13 protein-coding genes are annotated in these 18698 nt (G+C 49.6%); 10 read left to right on the top strand and 3 right to left on the bottom strand.

Features of this window, described 5'->3' with window-relative positions; all coding sequences use genetic code 11:
* Positions 1-240: 240 nt before the first annotated feature.
* From AC5WNI_RS10350 to AC5WNI_RS10340, 3 genes are all read right to left on the bottom strand, one after another.
* Entirely contained in the window at positions 241-1125 is an 885-nt protein-coding gene (locus AC5WNI_RS10350) for an SDR family NAD(P)-dependent oxidoreductase (protein WP_288388070.1), read from the bottom strand.
* 132 nt (positions 1126-1257) lie between these two features.
* A complete protein-coding gene (locus tag AC5WNI_RS10345; protein ID WP_317292108.1) occupies positions 1258-2727 on the bottom strand; it encodes a capsule polysaccharide biogenesis protein in 1470 nt (489 codons plus the stop codon).
* A 3-nt stretch (positions 2728-2730) separates the two neighbouring features.
* A complete protein-coding gene (locus AC5WNI_RS10340; protein WP_288388068.1) occupies positions 2731-5097 on the bottom strand; it encodes a capsule polysaccharide biogenesis protein in 2367 nt (788 codons plus the stop codon).
* Between the two features lie 1059 nt (positions 5098-6156).
* On the opposite strand from AC5WNI_RS10340, the gene AC5WNI_RS10335 reads away from it, so the two are divergent.
* The 10 genes from AC5WNI_RS10335 to kdsB all read left to right on the top strand — a co-directional run bounded on the left by AC5WNI_RS10335 (position 6157) and on the right by kdsB (position 18650).
* On the top strand, positions 6157-6516 hold the full coding sequence (locus AC5WNI_RS10335) for an RT0821/Lpp0805 family surface protein (protein WP_288388067.1): 360 nt from the start codon (positions 6157-6159) through the stop codon (positions 6514-6516).
* Positions 6517-6745: 229 nt separating this feature from the next.
* Positions 6746-8389, top strand: a complete 1644-nt coding sequence (locus tag AC5WNI_RS10330) for a polysaccharide biosynthesis/export family protein (RefSeq protein WP_317292107.1) — start codon at positions 6746-6748, stop codon at positions 8387-8389.
* Between the two features lie 2 nt (positions 8390-8391).
* A complete protein-coding gene (locus AC5WNI_RS10325) occupies positions 8392-9234 on the top strand; it encodes an ABC transporter permease (protein WP_317292106.1) in 843 nt (280 codons plus the stop codon).
* 3 nt (positions 9235-9237) lie between these two features.
* Positions 9238-10320 carry a KpsE/RkpR family capsule polysaccharide export protein gene (locus AC5WNI_RS10320; protein WP_317292105.1) on the top strand — a complete coding sequence of 361 codons (1083 nt, stop codon included), beginning with the start codon at positions 9238-9240 and terminating at the stop codon, positions 10318-10320.
* A gap of 3 nt (positions 10321-10323) precedes the next feature.
* A complete protein-coding gene (locus tag AC5WNI_RS10315; RefSeq protein ID WP_317292104.1) occupies positions 10324-11433 on the top strand; it encodes an ABC transporter ATP-binding protein in 1110 nt (369 codons plus the stop codon).
* A gap of 39 nt (positions 11434-11472) precedes the next feature.
* On the top strand, positions 11473-14778 hold the full coding sequence (locus AC5WNI_RS10310) for an HAD-IA family hydrolase (RefSeq protein ID WP_495928395.1): 3306 nt from the start codon (positions 11473-11475) through the stop codon (positions 14776-14778).
* A 1-nt stretch (position 14779) separates the two neighbouring features.
* Positions 14780-15613 (top strand): polysaccharide pyruvyl transferase family protein, encoded by an 834-nt coding sequence (locus AC5WNI_RS10305; protein ID WP_317292102.1) that lies wholly within the window; start codon positions 14780-14782, stop codon positions 15611-15613.
* On the top strand, positions 15613-16515 hold the full coding sequence (locus AC5WNI_RS10300; RefSeq protein ID WP_317292101.1) for a hypothetical protein: 903 nt from the start codon (positions 15613-15615) through the stop codon (positions 16513-16515). The genes AC5WNI_RS10305 and AC5WNI_RS10300 overlap by 1 nt, the downstream gene beginning before the upstream one ends.
* A gap of 2 nt (positions 16516-16517) precedes the next feature.
* On the top strand, positions 16518-17339 hold the full coding sequence (gene kdsA, locus AC5WNI_RS10295) for a 3-deoxy-8-phosphooctulonate synthase (protein ID WP_317292100.1): 822 nt from the start codon (positions 16518-16520) through the stop codon (positions 17337-17339).
* A gap of 21 nt (positions 17340-17360) precedes the next feature.
* Entirely contained in the window at positions 17361-18650 is a 1290-nt protein-coding gene (gene kdsB, locus AC5WNI_RS10290; protein WP_317292099.1) for a 3-deoxy-manno-octulosonate cytidylyltransferase, read from the top strand.
* The last annotated feature ends 48 nt before the right edge of the window (positions 18651-18698 follow it).

The following is an 18698-nucleotide window of genomic DNA, read 5'->3' as shown; positions in this document are numbered from 1 at the left end:
CCTCGCCGCAGTATTTTCAGGCGCTCTGGTGTCCAGATCCTGATCGTTCCAGCGTATTCAACTGACGCTATGGCGTTCCCGCCACTGTCTTCCTTAATCGATCCTGCACGATGTACTCCAGTGGCAGGTGCTGGGGTATTACGCTAACTCATTGTCATGACAATGGAAAAAGCTGAGTCATCGCCTGCTGCTCATGACGGCCCGGCTCACGGTTCAGGCTCACGAAGACGCAAGCCCCGATCAATGAGTGTAATTGAACCACCCGAGCAGGCGCTGGGAGATTCCGGCGGGCAGGACACTCAACCACCAGCACCCGAAGTTGAGCGGGAAGGGGAAGCTGATACGCGCCCGGTTGCGCGCTGCACCCTTGAGGATGCGGCGTGCGGCCTTCTCGGGTGGTATCTCGAAGGGCTTGGGCCCTGGCATGGCCTCGCACATCGGCGAGGTGACATAGCCGGGCATGACGACGGTGACACCCACGCCATGGGGTTTGAGCCAGCTGCGCAGGCCTTCGCCATACGCCTTGACCGCCGCCTTGCTGCCGCTGTAGCTGGGCGTCAATGCCAGTCCATGCCAGGCCGCCAGGGAGCTGAGCAGTACCAGCTGACCACTGCCGCGCTGTTTCATCGCCATGGCCAGATGGTGAGCCATGCCCAGCGTGCCGATCACGTTGGTCTGCAGCAGGCGGCGTGAATCCTCCCAGCGCTCTCCGTTGCCCTGGGGGCCGATATCGGTATTCATGCCGGCATTGGCGATGGCGATGTCCGGCACGCCACGCGCGCAGACTTCATCCAGCCAGGTGAACAGGGTCTCTTCATCACACAGGTTGAGTACCGTGCATTCCACCTCGGCGCCCAGCTTGCGGCAGTCGTTGGCGATCGCATCGAGCTTGCGCTGCTTGCGGCCGGTGAGAATCAGCGTGGTGCCCGTCTCGGCGTAGGCGCGCGCCAGGGCGCCGCCTATCTCGCCCGTGGCACCGGTGATCAGGACGCGCCGCAGGCGGCTGGCATCCTGCGCGGCTTTCGCACTGGCGTCGCTCTCTGCAGGTCGGTTATCCGCTCGGTGAGTGCCAGCGGCGCGTTCAGCGTCGGTAGGCTCTGGCTGCTGGGGGGGCATGGCCGTCATCTTTGGTCTCCTTGAATCCCGACACCGAAGGTCGGCAGTTCCCTTGCGTTTCTCGTTATGGTCGGGTGAGAGAGGCTGCCATCGTTGGCGTGTCTCACCGTTGTTGCGTGGTCCAGCAGTCTTTTCGCATGTTCAGCAGCGGCTCAACATGTTCTCCAGCGGCGAGCGTTCGGCGCACAGTATCTTGGAGGCGCCCAACACGGCCAGTTGCATACCCGGCTTGCAGTAGAAGCCGCCATTGAGCTGCACGGTATGAATCACCGTATTGCGGAAATGTCGGAAGAGCGTGGTGTCGGGGCGCTGGCCCTGGGTCCAGAAATCATGCAGCGAACCCTGGAAGGTTAGGCCCGGCAAGTTGAAGATCGGGTCGCCCATGCAGAAGGTCGGGCAGCGATACTGCAGCGCCACGTTGCCGGTCGTGCTGTTGACCGTGATCATGCCCTTGGCCTGCTGCAGCAGCTTCTCCAGATTGCCGCTCTCCAGATAGACGATACGCCCGATCAGATCGTAGCGGCGCTCCAATGAGCGAATCAGTCCCGGGTAATCCACCAGACCCATGTCGAGGGGATGGTTCTTGATCACCAGGCGTGCACTGCGTGGCGCATTCAGGGCGAAGCTCTTCATCACTCGCTGGATGACTTCCTGCATGTTGGCGAAGCGCGAATGGTGGCGTATCTGGGCATCGGTATTCAGCTGCAGCGGCAGCATGTAGTAGGGCGCGCCACTGCCCATCAGCTGATCGATACGCTTGGCGTCACGCCGCTTGTACCAGCGCATCAAGGGTAGTCGTGTCGCATAGCCCGCATATTCCTGCACGGCGTGAATGCTGTGCGGGCGGTAGCGCGGGAACAGCAGCGGATTGGCCGCTCCCGCCAGGTGGTAGGTGATGTCATGACGCGCACGCTCACGGAAGGAGGACTTGAAACGCTGCGGCGTGGGGGCATCTTCGAGATGTCTGCCTGCCTCACGGAACCAGTCAGGGTCGCGTGGCAGCAGGGAGTGGCCATTGACGCCTTCGCGCTCCAGTGTCACCCAGTAAGGGCGGAAGTAGCCCTCCTCGAACACGTGGGTACGGATGCCGAGATATTCCGCCTTGAGCACGGCATCACGATGTACCGGGCGTCGGTCGCCGAACAATACCTGATCGGTGACGTGATGCTTGCGCCAGAGTTCGGCGATCCAGTCGCCGAGGTCCTCAAGCTTGCCGCGATAGGCATACGCCTTGTCGTGGCGCCAGTAGAAACTGTCGCCGCTGTTGAAGTTGACCTTGATGACCTCATGGCCACCCTGCTTGAGCTTTTTCGCCAGCTGCAGGAAGAAAGGCGAGCACACCCCCTGCAGCAACATGAAGACGCGCCGGCGTCCCCCCTCACGGGGGCGCAGCTGGATATCGGGTGCCTTCGATGCTGCCCAGCCATCGCTGATGAGAGGGGCTGAAGGCTGACTCAGCGGGGGCGTCAAGACGGCATCATCAGACAGCTTTGCAAGAGCGCCATCGCCCATGATCCGCTCCAACGCCTGCCCAAGCCTTGCGCTGACAGGCATGTCGGCACCGGTTGGTGGCGTGAGGCTGAGGGTTGGTGTCAGACGTCCATGTTCCATGAGTCAGTGCTTCCCGATGAACAATGCTCGATAGCCGCGATATAGCCGGGTTTTCCAGGGTAATGAAAGTCGCATGGTGCCATTCCTGAGCATGCTTCGTTGGCGTTCAAGTATTGTGACGACTGTTTCGGCATTGCATAAGTCCCCCCGATCGGGATCCACGTAGATCGGATATTCGATCAGCGCACCAGCGACAAGGGCATCCACGCTCAAGATGCGCGTCCGTCTTGGACAGTCGATTTGGTCATTAGTCAACCCCCAACCGGCATAGAAGGGCAGGCCATGGGTCGTGACGGGCACTCCTCGTATCAGGGCTTCAAAGCCGGCCAACGAGCACAGCGTATGCAGGCGGTCGATCTGTGTGAACAGATCGCTGATATTGCCCTTTGAAAGCTCGAGGTCATAGGTGCCGGGCGTTTGCGACACTTCTCCCACACGGCCTCCTGATACAACGTCAGGATGCGGCTTGTAGATCACGTAAGCTTCAGGATGCAATTCTCGCGCCGCCTCAAGCAAAGCCTGGTTGGTACGAATGCCGGGGCAGGCATGGCGAATGGAGGCGTCCGATTCCACCTGGCCCACCACAAGGACAATCTCCCGACCCTGAGCAAGCTCTCGCAAGTCGGGCAGCGTGTCGTCCTGATAGTTGTACTTGCTCAACCCCAGCGAAATGATGCGCTCTCTCAGTCGGCGTGCACGGGCCAGCTCTGCATCACTTGGCTCATGATGCTCCAGCCACTCTTCTAGCGTGCTGGCTCGGCTGGCATCGAAGTGCATGGCCTTGTCGTCAACCACCAGTGACAGGGGGCGGGTGAGGTCGACACCCAGGCCGACTGAGCGCAGAAAGCCATCTTCCATCATCCAGAGTTCACCGCCTGCCTTCCTCACCTGCGCTTGGCGCTCTGGCGGCGTACGGCCAGCCCAGCTCAATATTCTCTGAGGGGGCGAGCCGGTGTCCTGCGGAGAAAGACGTTGCAGCGCGCGTTCAGGCTTCTTCTCGAAACGCAGCTGAGACCAGGGGCCAAGGAAATAACCGATGAACTTCTGCTTCCAGCCAGAAAACTCGAGCCCCTGCCAGCGCCCGGCAAGTCTGGTAGCCATTCGCTTCTGGTCTGCAAGCAGCTGGATGATCTCTTCGAGCGTCGCGACCTGCTGGGTATAGGGGTTGGCATAGCGGCTGTATTCGAGATAGGCCGCGGCAAACACCTGTTCAAGCGTGCGTGACTGCCCTCGGCGCGGACATTGCTGCCGATCATCCGTCAGACCCCAGCCGGCATAGAACGGCATGCCGTGGCAGGTCACCGGCAGGCCTGCTATGAGGGCCTCGAATCCAAGCTGGCTGGTCACGACATGGACGCCATCGACCTGTTCGAACAGGCTCCAGGGGTTGATGTCGTCACTCAGCAGCGTGCAGCCAAGCTTGCGCGCCTCCTCCAGTAGATAGCCGCGCTTCTTGCCAGCGATCACATCCGGATGCACCTTGACCCACACCTCGGTTCCCTCGATGGCACAGGCCTCCCTCAGCATGGCAAGGAAAGTCTCCGGGCTGGCCATGCCACCCACGACAGACGCATCCTCGGCGGTCTGATCCACGATGAGAAGTCGCTGCATGCCAGGCTTTCGGGCAGGGAGCTTGCGCTCTGGTGCATGGTTGTACTTGCTCAAGCGATGCATGCGCAGGCTTTCGAGAGCCGCGCGCGCGCGCGCCAGCAACGCCTCACTCTGACGCGTCGGCGCTTCATTGATCAGTTGCTCGAGATCGCTCGGTTGGCGCGCATCGTAATAGATGCCCTGATGATCGACCACCATCGCCATGCCAGGGTAACCGGCGCTTGCCAGGGTCAGGGAGCGCAGGAAACCATCCTCCAATGCGACGTAGGGCAATCCATGCTCAAGCGCATATTGGCGCGCGCGCTTCGCAGTAGGTTTATGCCCCCAACCCACGACACGAACGATGCTTGTCGAGGATTTCTGGCCTACGAATTCTAGCGCGGTATTTAGCCCTTCCGATGCCCCGAACTCTGATAAAGATTCAGTCTCGCTCGCTGCTGGATGTCGTTCTTTTCCTACATTTTTTCCGCCCAGTGTACCTGTTGGGGCACGTCGCTCGGCAGCGAAGAATAAATTCTTGTAGGCGAGAGAGTCGTAATTTTTCTGACATGAAATGGGTGTACGCCCTCTTGTCAGTGGCAGCAACTCGGGAATGAAGCAAGCAAGAAGTGGTTGGCGATAAATACCTGAAGAAAAACAGAGCGATGCCCCAGAGGTCGCGTCATTCGTGACATCTGCTGATCCATGCCGAGCGTGAGAGGCGCAGGGCAGAGCACGCATGAGAAGCCCCCATCCTTGATTCATTGCCGCCTTCAGCATGCAGGGTGTCCGTTTCAGATATGAAAAGTGACTGCTTACTCGTGATGCTCAGCACGACTGGTGAGGCTGTCGTGGGAGACCGTTGACTCAGGGTCCGCAAATAGGGAAAGTACGCAAAGTGACGAACGAATTCAATCAAGTCTTTGCTCGCGATATTGGTAGCAGGCAAATTATTAACAGGTGCTTTATTTTGTTTGTCAGCTTTTTCACTGCATGCTTCAGCAGTAATAGCTTTGCTGCTAAAGTGCAACGCTCTGCCATGCATTTTCATTAATGCTTGAGCTTCATATGAACGTGAAGCGCAGGGCTTGACCAGAAGAAGCGGCAGGACGCCAAGGGAACGCTAGTAGATGGAAATCGCGCAGCACATGGATGCTTTTATCACCCTGGTGGTGACGGTAGGAGTGTTGGCAGGGCTTGTCTGGAATCGTTGGCCGGCGGAGTGGCTGATGATGGCCACTGCCGTGTCGTTGATTCTGCAGGGCGTCAATGCATTTGCCCCTTTCGGGCACGCTTTGGCCATGGCTGTCTTCCTGCTTGCTGTTCGGACTCTTCCTCTATATCGACACCCGCTGACTGCTGACATAGCCCATGGGTGTCGCCTTCCTCTTCAAAGTCGCTCAAGAGAAAGCCATCTGGCTTGGCTCCTTTCAAGGCGAGATGCTCGGCGTGGGTTGTTAGCACCTCGCCGTGCTAGCTGCCGAGTCATCATCAGAAATGGTGCAAGGGGGAGTCATCGAAGTGACCCAGCGGCGTGTCAACCTCAAGTCAATTTCATTGCAGAGCTGGAAGACATGCGCACCATCAGAAACTCCAGTCTCCGGACGTACAGGCAATACCAGTTTCTCACGTGGGCCCCCTCCACATGAATCGGTTGCTGCTTGCAGCCATGCTTATTTTGAGGCGTATGAACCTTCTTGCCGCACAGCGAACCGTGTGGAACCCGGTTCTACTAGCTTATGCGGCCCTTTGCAGCATCAGGACACTTTCATGAACCAGAAATTTTATCGTCAGGCTTCAGTCCGTATTGTTCGCTTGGCCTGTGCAGCAGGACTTGCCTTGGCTATTTCGGGATGCGCGACCTCCTATCCGGAATCCACCGGTGCCGGCAGTACCAACCTGGCCAATTTGACCGGCGCTGCGTCGCTGCCGGCGGATGTCTCGTCATTTCTCGACAGCGCCGCCCCTGGCAGCGTGATTGCCGTGCCGACCAGCCCCTGGGGCAGCAATGTCGAAGTAGTCGCCCATGAGCGCTATTTCGCAGCCAGCGGACGTATCTGTCGCGAGCTGACGGTCTCTAATCAGCGTGATCTACCCAGCAAGGAACTGTCGTGCCGTACCAGCAATGACGGCAAGGCCGGCGAGGGCACCTGGGTGACTCAGCGGTTGGTGACTGGCCTGCTGGAAGAAGCCCGCTGAGGAGTTTCTCAACAACTTCTCGCTGAAAGGCCCATACCGGGATCAGCGCGAAGCGACTACTGCAGGAGGCAGGCTGGTGTGGCCGGCACTGTCACCCCTGACCGACACTGCACTATTTTTTGCACAATTTTCTTTGCACTACGAGGGGCCTAGCCCGATGACGATTTCCAGATTCTTGCTCCGGGCCGGGTGCCTGGTGGCGGTAGCGTGCCTGAACGCCAGCCCTGCCATGGCAGCCGGCCTGGACAGTGGCTCCATCCTGTCCAGCAATGACCAGGCCTCCAGCATCCCGCAAAAGACGGACAGTGTAGAAGACAAGGCGCGTGCCGATTGGCGTAGCGGAACCTACGGGCCGCTGACCTCCCGTGCGCAGACCGACCCTGATTCCCTGCCGCCGTTCGGCGAAAACCTCTTTACCGGTGGTTTCCGCGGCATGATGGCCGATGGCCTCAACAGCAGCTACACCATCAAGCCGGGTGACCAGATCACTCTGCGTGTCTGGGGTGGGGTCGAGATGGAGTCCGTGCTGCCTGTCGATGCGCAGGGCAACATCTTCCTGCCGGGCATCGGTCCGGTGAAGGTGCAGGGCACCACCAATGCCCAGCTGGATGGCAAGGTACGCAGCGCCATTCAAGAGGTGTATCCCGAGAACGTCAGCGTCTACACCAATCTGCAGGGCGTGCAGCCGGTGGGCGTCTTCGTCACCGGGTATGTCAAGAATCCGGGACGCTACGCCGGGACCCCGAATGATTCCATGCTCTATTTCCTTGATCAGGCCGGCGGCATCGACCAGGCACTGGGCAGCTACCGCAAGATCAAGATCAAGCGCAATGGCCGCGTCATCAATACGGTCGATCTCTATGACTTCCTGATCAACGGCGAGATCGCTCGTCCGCAGTTCCGCGATGGCGATACCGTCGTCGTCGAGGAACGTGGCCCGGCGATCAGCGTGGTCGGGGATGTCGAGCGTGATTACCGCTATGAGCTCACCGACTCGCGTCTGAGTGGCGAAGACGTCCTGAACCTGGCGCGTCTCAAGTCGGGTGTCTCTCACGTGCTGCTGCGGGGCTCTCGTCCGGACGGCCCCGTCTCGCGCTATCTGCCGGTGACGGAATTCCGCGCTGCTGACGTGCGCGCTGGTGATGAAGTGCTGTTCAGTGCCGACCAGCGTGACGAGACCATCGTCGTGCAGCTGGAAGGCAGCTTCTATGGCCCGTCACGTTATGCACTGCCGCGCGATGCCCACCTTGGGGAATTGCTCAATGCCGTCGGGGTGCCGAAAGGGCTGACCGATTACCAGAGCGTTTCCATTCGTCGTGAGAGCGTCAAGGAACAGCAGGCGCAGGCACTGCAGGACAGTCTCAAGCGTCTTCAGGCCACCTATCTCGGCGCGTCTTCATCGACCACCGAAGAATCCGAGCTTCGTGTCCAGGAAGCCGAGATGATCGAGAAGTTCGTCGAGCAGGCGAAGAAGGAAGAACCGACTGGACGACTGGTCGTGGCGCGTGAAGACGGCAACATCGCCGATGTGCGTCTGCAGGATGGCGATGTCATCACCATCCCGGAAATCAGCGACTCCCTGTTGATCAGCGGCGAAGTCGTGGTGCCCCAGGCCATGGTCTACACCCAGGGCATGACGGTGATGGATTACATCAACAGCGCCGGTGGCTTCACGCAGCACGCGGATGAAGACCAGATTCTCGTTGTGCGTCAGAACGGCGCCGTGCGTCGCGCTGAAGAAGTCGAGCTGCGCTCGGGTGATCAGATTCTGGTACTGCCGGAACCGCCGACCAAGAACCTGCAGCTGGCCACCAGCATCACGCAGATCCTCTATCAAGTTGCAGTCGCTACGAAAGTTGCGATTGACCTCTGATAATGGCCATTGAAATGAGTACTTCAACTGAACGCTCCTCAAGCGACGACAAGAGCGGGCCTAAGACCCGCTCCACCTGGGCCGTGACGCGTAGCGTCTGGTACGCGATGTTCATCCGCGAAGCCATTGGTCGTACCATGGCGGACCGCATGGGCTGGTTCTGGATGATAGCGGAGCCGATAGCACTTATCGGTATTATGATATTCATCCGCTCCTTTGTATTAAATGACAGATTAATTGTCAACGCAGAGTTTATACCTTGGTTGATCGTGGGCTTAATGGGGTTTCATCTCGTCAGAGAAGGAATGATGCGCGGCATGGGAGCTATCAATGCCAACCAGGCGCTGTTTACCTATCGTCAGGTGCAGACATCGGATCCTGTCATGGTGCGTAATTTCCTGGAAGGTATGCTGCGGACCTTCGTTTTCCTGCTATTCATCGCTGGAGGTTTGCTGCTGGGAATACCCCTTGTCCCAGACGATGCCCTTTACGCTCTCTTCAGCTGGTTATCCCTCTGGGGTTTGGGTTTGGGGTTGGGTCTGACGCTGTCAGTAGTCGCTACGCTCGTAGAAGAGCTGGAAAGAATAGTCAAGATCATTAGTCTGCCATTATTGATAATTTCTGGTGTCATATTTCCTATCAATCATCTACCCCATTGGCTTTTGGAATATTTGATGTGGAATCCAATCCCTCATGGACTGGAGTTGCTCCGACTCGGATTCTTCGAGGGATATCATGTAGTCAAGGGGACGAGCCTGCTCTATCTGTGGTTCTTCATCTTATCATTGAATGCACTTGGACTGATGTTACATATCCGTTTCTCACATAAACTCAAGGCGAAGTAATCTATGAAAGCCTTTATGACTCGACAGCCCCATTGGGCATTGGCATTGATCGCTATCGTGTTAGTAACTTTATACTGGTCCTTGTGGGCATCGGATCGTTATGTGTCGAAGGCAACCGTAGTGCTCGAAAGCCCACAGGTAGCTTCAGCAGACTTTAGTGTGTCTTCCTTGCTGACAGGGGGAAGTTCTGATAAGGACTTGCTGCTGCTGCGTGAATATCTGCTTTCTACTGATATGTTGAGATTGGCTGATGCAAAGCTCAGCTTCAGAGAGCACTACAGTCAACATGGTGACTTCTTTTCATCACTAATGGATCAGAATGCTCCAATCGAAGAGTTACATGATTATTATCTTCGTCGAGTCAAGATAGAAATGGATGAATACTCAGGGGTTCTAGTAATCGAAGTGCAAGCTTATACACCAGAATTCGCCCACCGTATGACGGAGCTTTTGCTTTCGGCCGGTGAAGACCATATGAATGAAATGGGCCGTAGACTGGCAGAAGAGCAGGTTACTTTCTTGGAAAAACAGCTTGGGCGATTGGAAGGACGCTTGGATGACGCCAGAGAAGCTTTGTTGACATTCCAAAACAAGGAAGGCCTAGTTTCACCGACGAGCACAGTTGAGAGTATCAATCAGGTAGTGGCGACCCTAGAAGGCCAGTTAGCCACTTTACAGGCCCAGCGCAAGGCGCTAGGAAGCTATCAAAGTAATCGTGCTTCTGACATGCGCCGCGTACAGGCCGAAATAGAGGCAATGCGCGAGCAGATTGCCAAGCAACGTGATCGCCTGGCACAGGCGACGGGCGGTTCACTTAACAGCATTTCGTCTAAGTATGAAACATTAGAACTCAAGGCTAAGTTTGCTCAGGAGACCTACTCCAGTGCGCTCGCTGCGCTCGAAAATACACGTCTTGAAGCAGCTCGTAAGTTGAAGCAAGTTAGTGTGTTACAGAGTCCTCTTATGCCAGAATATTCTACTCAACCTGAGCGTCTTTACAATATTACAGTTTTTGCGTTGATCACTATCTTTCTGGCATTTATTGCTAGCATGTTGATGCTGATTATCAAAGAACATCGGGACTGAGCTATGATAGAGATCAAAAATCTCTACAAGCGTTACCACAATCATCATGGTAGCGATTGGGTTTTACGCAATATCAACCTGACAATTCCATCCGGTGTGAGCGTTGGTCTCATCGGTGCCAATGGTGCTGGCAAGTCGACCTTGCTCAGATTAATTGCCGGAATGGACACTCCCGAGCGTGGTGAAGTCATTCGGCATAGTCGTGTGTCTTGGCCAATCGGATTATCTGGCGGGATGCAAAGCAGCATGACAGGGCGCCAGAATGTCAAATTTGTGGCACGTGCACAGGGGCGTGCGAAGGACGTTGCTAAAATAGTCGACTTTGTGGAAGACTTCGCGGAAATCGGTGCGGCTTTCGATGAGCCAGTCAGAACCTACTCTTCCGGAATGCGTTCACGTCTTTCCTTTGGTCTCTCCTTCGCGTTTGATTTTGATGTATATATATCTGATGAAGCTACTGCGGTAGGGGATAGGGCTTTTAAAGCGAAGGCTCAGCAACTATTTCAGCGACGTATTGGACAAGCTTCACTGATAATGGTTTCACATGGAGAAAGGATTTTACATGAATTATGTGAAGCTGGCATATATTTAGTGAATGGCAAAGCATTATGGTTCAGTGATATAAAGGATGCTATATTAGCGTATCATAGCGATATTGATAAGATAAATAATAGTCCAGGGAAAACAAGTAAAAAAGTTACAGTTCATCATAGTGAGAAAAATGATCTAGAAAAATTGATAGAGCAGCAAAAAATAATGAATCAAAAGCTTTTAAAACATGATGGTTTGCTACAAGCTTACTTAAGTTTAAAAAGGTCTGGAATAACTGATAAAGAAAGTAATAGGCTAGAAAAAATATTGCGAGACTGGTGGGAAGAATATAAAGCGGCACAATTAGAATATAATAAAATTGCATTGACGTGCAATGTTCTTGACAAAGCGCGCTATAATCAAGAAAAGAATCGTTTAAATGCTTCTTTGGCCGGACTTAATAAACTTAAAGAACGACAAACAACTATGACCCTGTATGATGAAGATACACTTATATCTATAGATAAAGCGATTGATGTTATTACTAATAAAAAGAGCTTGTTGCAACTGCAAGGCTCTTGACTTAAATCATAGCTAGCATTAGTTTATTGAGGCGCTAAAATGACTGTATATTTATCTTCTGATTTTATTATGACAAAAGAAAAGGAGCAATTTTCGAATAGAAAATGGGTGGTCGATATATTATCTTACCCTATTGGTAAAGCTACAGGGTCTAAGGTTGTAGAATTTAGTTCATCTTTGAGTAATAATGATAAGTTTTCCCGTATTAAGTTTTTTGAAAAATCTGGTATCGAATTAAATATTCACGAAGTACAATTCTGGTACGATGCTAATGAGATTTCAGATGATTCTTTAGGCTATTTAAGTGAGTTTCTGACACCAGGCGATGTGATAATTGGTTATGAACTATCAGAACAAACTAGATATCTACTTGATAAAATTAACGTCACTTGGATAGACTTTTGGCTACATCCAGTACGTTTCTTAGATGATATTTTATTCGGATTTTCTTCATCTAATGAAGATATACATAATAAAATATCAGAATTTAGAATAGACGAAGAAATATTTAAGCTTTATGCCAATAGGCTTAAAGTACAGTTTTATAAGGGGTATCGTCGACCTTCAATAAATATACCTGATAACTCTGCTCTTTTTATAGGCCAGACACTTAATGATAAGGCTATTTGTTCAAACGGTAGAATGTTAAATCTTTTGGATTTTAAAGAAAAGTTCGAAGAGCTAGCTAAAAAATACGATAAAGTTTACTATTCACGTCATCCCTATGTGAAAAAGGGTGATGAAGAAATATTAAAATATATTAATGAGCATCCCTCTGCTTCATTTATAGATAAACCTACTTACTCTTTATTAGCTAGTGGAAAAATCAAAAAAGTAGCTTCGATATCCTCTTCAGTAGTCCATGAAGCTGCATGCTTTGGTATATCCTCAGAGTTCTGGTATAAACCTGTATTTCCTGTTGGTGCAGGCTTCCCTAATTATCAAACAATTTATCAAGAGTTTATTAGCCCCCACTTTTGGGCTGATATTTTATCACCAATTTTGTCAACAAAAAAATGTGATCGGGTAATGTTTCTCGATACAAAAGATAAGCTTAGAGATATGTTGGCTTTTTATTGGGGATATAAAACTGTTGATAAAGTCGAAGATATTAGACAGACTCTGTTAGCCGTGGATCGAAGAGTCCAAAAGCTATCTGCGCCAAAATCGATTACTGAAAGTATATCTAATATAAATAAAACTAAAGTTGAAAAAGTTGAGCCTCCTAAAATTTTGTTAGAAAAATATTCTGCTAGGCTTAATCAGTGGAAAAAATTAGTAGATAAAGCAGAATATGTTTCTTTTGATGTGTTTGGTACTTTAATAGAAAGACCTCTTTCTAACCCTAATCATGCTTTTGATATCTTAGATAGTAAACTGCCTGATGAGCATGAGTTAAAAGGTATATTTAGATCTGAGAGGGAAAAAGCTAGGAATTTGATAACACCTGATCTGCGCACCTGCGGCGAAGAGATCTCAATAGATGAGCGATATTCAGCACTCCAACAAAAATTTAAATTAAATAATGACGCTACGTATGAGCTTAGTAATTTAGAGCACGGCTTAGATGTTAATCTTTGCATGCCTAGAAAATCAGGCATGGATATTTATAATTATGCTGTATCTAAAAACAAAAAGATTATTATAATATCTGACATATTCTATAGTAGTGCTTTTGTTAAGGAGCTTTTATCTAACGCCAATATAACTCATTACCATAAATTATACGTCTCGAGTGAAACACATTTACTGAAACATACAGGTAATATGTTTAGTTATGTAAAAAAAGATCTGGACATAGCTAATAAGAATGTGCTTCATATTGGTGATAACTTAAGATCTGATATCGAAAAAGCTAAAGATCACGGTTTAAATACTCTACATATAGAACGGTCCTATGATTATTTGCATAATAAACATCCAGTACTAAAGTCCTTAGAAAAACAAGATAGTAATGAATTTCTTACTAGCAAGAGCATCACTAAGTCTCTTGTGTCTGAAAAAATATTCATGAGTGAAGCTAGTATATCTGATACTAGCTTCACTGCAGGTAGTGCAGAATTACTAGGTTACTGTGTACTTGGCCCGTTATTTAGTGGCATGGCAGAGTGGTTATATAAACAAGCTGTGAGTCAGGGTTTAACAGATCTTTACTTTCTTGCTAGAGATGGCGAGATTATTAAGAGGGCCTTCGATAAATATAACCATAAAATTGGTGGTGAAAAGATTAAAAGTCACTACCTATATGCCTCCAGAAGGAGTGTAAACGTAGCAGCTCTGAAAACTACTCAAGACCTTATTGACTTATTAAGTTTGAATTTCACGCCGCAATCGATCGGAAGCTTACTCGAAACAAGATTTGGATTGAGCGATCCTAATATAGTTATCGTCAAAGAGGCAGGGTATGAATCTCTCTGCGATCTTGCTGATTACAAGAAAGATAAGGACAAACTTCAAAGACTTATCGTTGATCTTTCGCATGATATCTTAGATAACGCTGCCCACGAGAGAAGGAATCTTGTAAAATATTACTCTCATAAAGGTTTATTCAGTGCTGACAGTGTTGGTATAGTCGATATAGGCCATGGGGGAACTCTGCAAAGGTCGATATCTGTTTTTTTAGATAGACCCGTAACGGGATTTTATTTCGTCACATCGAAAGACATTCAGAGAAATGTGCTTGATAATAATATGCACGCTTATTCATATTTCGCGAGTGAGCTTGATATAGACAAGGAAAGTTTTAAGTTATATCAAAAATATATACTGATGTTTGAGAATGTATTCTTAAACAATCAGGACTCCTTTAAAAAAATAGACATTGTAGGTGAAGATTTCAATCCCGTATTTGTAGTCAATAACACTGATAAAGCTAGGAAAGAATTTATAGAACAAGTCCATAATTCTATCGTTGAATTTAGTAGTGACTATAGTGACGTGCTTAGTAAAACTTCAAGCCACTTTAATTATGTTGGGCTATCCTCTAAATATGCTGTCACTCCTTTTTTAGATATGCTTGAAAAGCCTAGCCCACAAGATGCAATGTTGTTTTCTGATATCGAATTTGAAAATATATTTAGCGGTAGAAAGTCAAAAAAATTAATTAACTTGAACCCTGGTGATAAAGATTCTACATTAGCTTACAGCTTGTGGAAAGAAGGCGCTATTGTGCTGTTTAATAATACTCCCAAACAAAAATTAAATTTTAATTTGGTAAATTTAATTGTGAGAAAGTTTTCTACAGAGAAGCAGTATCATAAGTTTCTTAAAGATCCATATAGTTTTTTTAATGACTCAAACAATAAACTAATCTCTAATTTTAAATATTTTTACAAGGTTTCTTAAAATGAAAAATTTAGCATTTTGGTGGCGTGATCCCAATAGTTCAAGTTACAATCTAGGCGATGAAATTACACGTATAATTTTTAAGGAATATTATGGGTTTGATTTGAAGAAAGTATCCATCGAAAGATGTGATTTTATTAGTACAGGCAGTATTCTGAACTGGCTTCCAACAGTGGCTTCAAAAAAAACCAAGAAAACCTATGTTCTAGGCAGTGGTTTTATGAACCCAGAGGTTGATATTGAGCTTGTAGATAGTCTAGTTAAAGCTAAGAAAATTGATTTTAAGTTCGTGAGAGGCTATTTTACAAAAAGCTTGCTACCAATATCGGTACAAAGTACATGCTCCGTGGGAGATCCAGGATTACTTTTGTACAACATGTTTAGTCCGGTATATCAAACCAAAGAAGATAACAATGCTAAAGTCGGTTTAATTCCGCATCACTCTCAAATGAATAATGAATGGGTCGAAAAAGTACTAGAGGATAAGAATATTGAATTGATTGATATACGTACTGATTCTATTCAAGATTTTGTTGATGAGTTAAGAAAATATAAATACATTGTGAGTCAGAGTTTACATGGACTTATTTTCTGTGATGCTTTATTAATACCAAACGTGTGGTTGAGAGTTAAAGCCTTACATAAAGGTGGTGATTTCAAATTTCACGACTATTTCTCATCGATAAATCGTGATCATAATAAGTTTATAACACACGAGTCTTTAAGCTCACCCGTTGATATAGTGAAAAACCTGTATATACCCGATTCAAAAATTATATCAGAAAGAGCAAATGATATTGATCAGAGCCTACGTAATTTTATTAAGGAAAAATAATGGCCAACGTTCTAGTTTGTATACGTACTAATAATGTTGACTCACAAGCTTTTTACCTTGCTAATTACTATCGCGCTTCTGGACTAAATGTAGTATTCGCTGTAGATGAGACTAAAGCAAGTTCTGTCTCAGGGTATGTAAATAAGTGTTCGTATAACCGCGAATGGCTGGATGAAAATAATCTTAGACATGATTTCCCAACTATAGGTTGGAAGTGTGGAGATTATGCATTGTATCCCGTTATTAAGAGATTCCCTAACTATGATGGGTATTGGCTTGTAGAAGATGATGCAATAATTTGTGATCAAAGATTAAATAAATTGCTGGCTGGTGTTGATCCCGACGTTGATTACATGGCGCTTAAGTTTGGTAAGCGAGACTCTTCGTGGATTTGGTATTCGTCATCGAAATTCTCGTACAAGCTGTCAGATGACAATGTCTTTGGATGCTGCTTCTCGATTAATTATTTTTCTTCCAAATTTGCAAGCCGGATGTTTGAAAAGCGTAAAGAGCTTACTATAGTGAATTCTAGCCAAGATTTATATCCTGGTGATGAAGGCTTCGTAGCCAATCTTCTGAAAAGTGAGGGATTTGTTCTCAAGAGCTTGGAAGATTATTTTGGTGAGAGTTTTTGTGAATCGTATAGATGGTCATCATCTGGACAATACTATAACTTTCACTATTTGTCGGATTTAAAGTCTTCTGATAGCAAAGGAATATATCACCCTGTACTGATTGAGGATACATCAACTGACTACTTGCTTCGTAAAAAGAAGATTATTAAACGACAAGCAAATATGAACGGTGGCGATGTACAAAAATATAAGAGTTTCTTATCTAAAACTTCAGATAAACTTCATCGCGTTATCATGAAAAACTTTAATTCTAATTTAGGTGAATAGTAATGAGTTACAGTAATGACAGCCGCTTTAGTTTATTTGGTGGCATCAACGTTCTTGAATCTCGCGATCTTGCGATGCGGGCTTGTGAGCATTATGTAGAGGTTACCAACCGGCTTGGTATTCCCTATGTATTCAAGGCCAGTTTCGACAAGGCCAATCGGTCCTCGATTCATTCGTATCGTGGCCCGGGGCTGGAAGAGGGCATGCGAATCTTCCAGGATGTAAAGGCTGAGTTCGGCGTCAAGGTCATCACCGATGTCCATGAGACTTGGCAGTGTGAACCTGTGGCGGAAGTGGCCGATATCCTGCAGCTGCCGGCTTTCCTGGCTCGTCAGACAGATCTGGTCGTGGCCATGGCCAAGACTGGCAAGACGATCAATATCAAGAAGCCGCAGTTCCTGAGCCCGGGGCAGGTGGTGAACATCGTCGAGAAGTTCAAGGAAGCGGGCAATAGCGATCTCATACTCTGTGATCGTGGTACAAGCTTCGGTTATGACAATCTGGTAGTCGACATGCTCGGCATCGATGTCATGAAGCGCGTGACCGGGAATCTTCCGATCATCTTCGATGTCACCCATGCGTTGCAGCAGCGTGAAGCGACCGGCGCCGCTTCTGGTGGTCGTCGTCAGCAGGTAGTGACATTGGCGAGAGCTGGCATGGCCACTGGCCTGGCAGGCTTGTTCCTGGAAGCGCACCCGGACCCTGACAATGCCAAGTGCGATGGGCCCAGCGCTTTGCCGCTGCATCAACTCGAACCTTTCCTGCAACAGGTCAAGGCTATCGATGATGCAGTGAAGTCACTTCCAGAGCTGGTCATTGAATAAGTCTGCAAAGGGAATAGCGTCGTGACGATTGAGATGAACCAGAAAACGGTCATCATCATTCCTGCCCGTTACGGCTCCAGCCGTCTGCCAGGGAAGCCCCTGGCAGACATTGCTGGCAAGCCGATGGTGCAGCATGTGGTGGAGCGTGCCACTCAGGTAGCAGGAATTGATGCGGTATGGGTTGCCACGGACGACGAGCGTGTATTCGACGCAGTAGAGGCTTTTGGCGGGCAGGCAGTCATGACCTCACCAGAGCATGCCTCTGGCACGGACCGTCTGGTTGAGGTAATGCAGAAGGTCTCCGCCGATATCTACCTCAACGTGCAAGGCGATGAGCCATTGGTGCGGCCGGAGGACCTCGAGTTGCTGGTGGCGTCCATGCAGAATAGCCAGGCAAAAGTGGGAACACTTTGTCATGCTATCTCATCGGAGGAAGCCAAGAATCCGAACACGGTCAAGGTTCTGTGCGATCAATTCGATGATGCTTTGTACTTCAGTCGCTCTCCGATTCCTTACCCTCGCGAGGTTGAAGAAGCCAGGTATCGTAAGCATGTCGGAGTCTACGCCTATCGACGCGAGGTCTTGGAAGGATATTCACGGCTACCCCAGTCCATGGCAGAACGTGCTGAATCGCTGGAACAGCTTCGCCTCATGCATGCCGGTATCAAGATCCATGTCATTGAGGTAGAGGAAACCGGGCCCGGCGTTGATACCCCTGAGTGTCTGGAGACGGTACGTGCTCTGATAGAAGGCCGCACACCGCAGAGCAAGCCTGATCCATTGGCTCAGACTCGGCTACTGATTACGGATGTTGATGGCGTCTTGACTGATGGTGGTATCTATTACGATGCCTCGGGTGAATCCTTGAAGCAGTTCCATGTCCGGGATGGCCTGGGAATCCGCTTGCTGGAGGAGTCAGGCATTCAGGTGGCGGTCCTTTCGGGGCGCGATTCTGCCACGCTGCGCAAACGCATTGCCGATCTCGGGATCTCTCATGCCAAGCTTGGCGTGAAGGATAAACACGCTGCATGCCAGGAATTGATGGCGGCAGCGGGTTCGACTGCGGAGCAGACAGTATTCATTGGCGATGATGTCATAGACCTCCCAGCCTTCGATGCGTGTGGTAGAGCCTACGCTGTCGCGGATGCACCGGACTATATCAAGGCACAAGCCGATGAAGTGTTGTCACTGCCAGGGGGCAAGGGCGCTGTCAGAGAACTGGCCGACCGAATCCTTTTGGCACAGGGGAGGGAAGCGGTTTATAGCACTGCTTCGGGGTTCCTGGGCAATGTTGCTAAAGTTGCACAATAAACAATGAAGGAAGCTGCTCAGCACATCTCTGCTGGGCAGCCAGGCATC

The organism is Cobetia sp. PDI-12MA (assembly GCF_059507695.1).
Note: the sequence above shows the minus strand (reverse complement) of the source record. Positions and strands in the feature narration are given on the sequence as shown.

Excerpts from the sequence above, each read along its gene's own strand:
- AC5WNI_RS10350 (WP_288388070.1), bottom strand. The coding sequence starts at position 1,125 with ATGACGGCCATGCCCCCCCAGCAGCCAGAGCCTACCGACGCTGAACGC.
- AC5WNI_RS10345 (WP_317292108.1), bottom strand. The coding sequence starts at position 2,727 with ATGGAACATGGACGTCTGACACCAACCCTCAGCCTCACGCCACCAACC.
- AC5WNI_RS10340 (WP_288388068.1), bottom strand. The coding sequence starts at position 5,097 with ATGCTGAAGGCGGCAATGAATCAAGGATGGGGGCTTCTCATGCGTGCT.
- AC5WNI_RS10330 (WP_317292107.1), top strand. The coding sequence starts at position 6,746 with ATGGCAGCCGGCCTGGACAGTGGCTCCATCCTGTCCAGCAATGACCAG.
- AC5WNI_RS10325 (WP_317292106.1), top strand. The coding sequence starts at position 8,392 with ATGGCCATTGAAATGAGTACTTCAACTGAACGCTCCTCAAGCGACGAC.
- AC5WNI_RS10320 (WP_317292105.1), top strand. The coding sequence starts at position 9,238 with ATGAAAGCCTTTATGACTCGACAGCCCCATTGGGCATTGGCATTGATC.
- AC5WNI_RS10315 (WP_317292104.1), top strand. The coding sequence starts at position 10,324 with ATGATAGAGATCAAAAATCTCTACAAGCGTTACCACAATCATCATGGT.
- AC5WNI_RS10310 (WP_495928395.1), top strand. The coding sequence starts at position 11,473 with ATGACTGTATATTTATCTTCTGATTTTATTATGACAAAAGAAAAGGAG.
- AC5WNI_RS10305 (WP_317292102.1), top strand. The coding sequence starts at position 14,780 with ATGAAAAATTTAGCATTTTGGTGGCGTGATCCCAATAGTTCAAGTTAC.
- AC5WNI_RS10300 (WP_317292101.1), top strand. The coding sequence starts at position 15,613 with ATGGCCAACGTTCTAGTTTGTATACGTACTAATAATGTTGACTCACAA.
- kdsA (WP_317292100.1), top strand. The coding sequence starts at position 16,518 with ATGAGTTACAGTAATGACAGCCGCTTTAGTTTATTTGGTGGCATCAAC.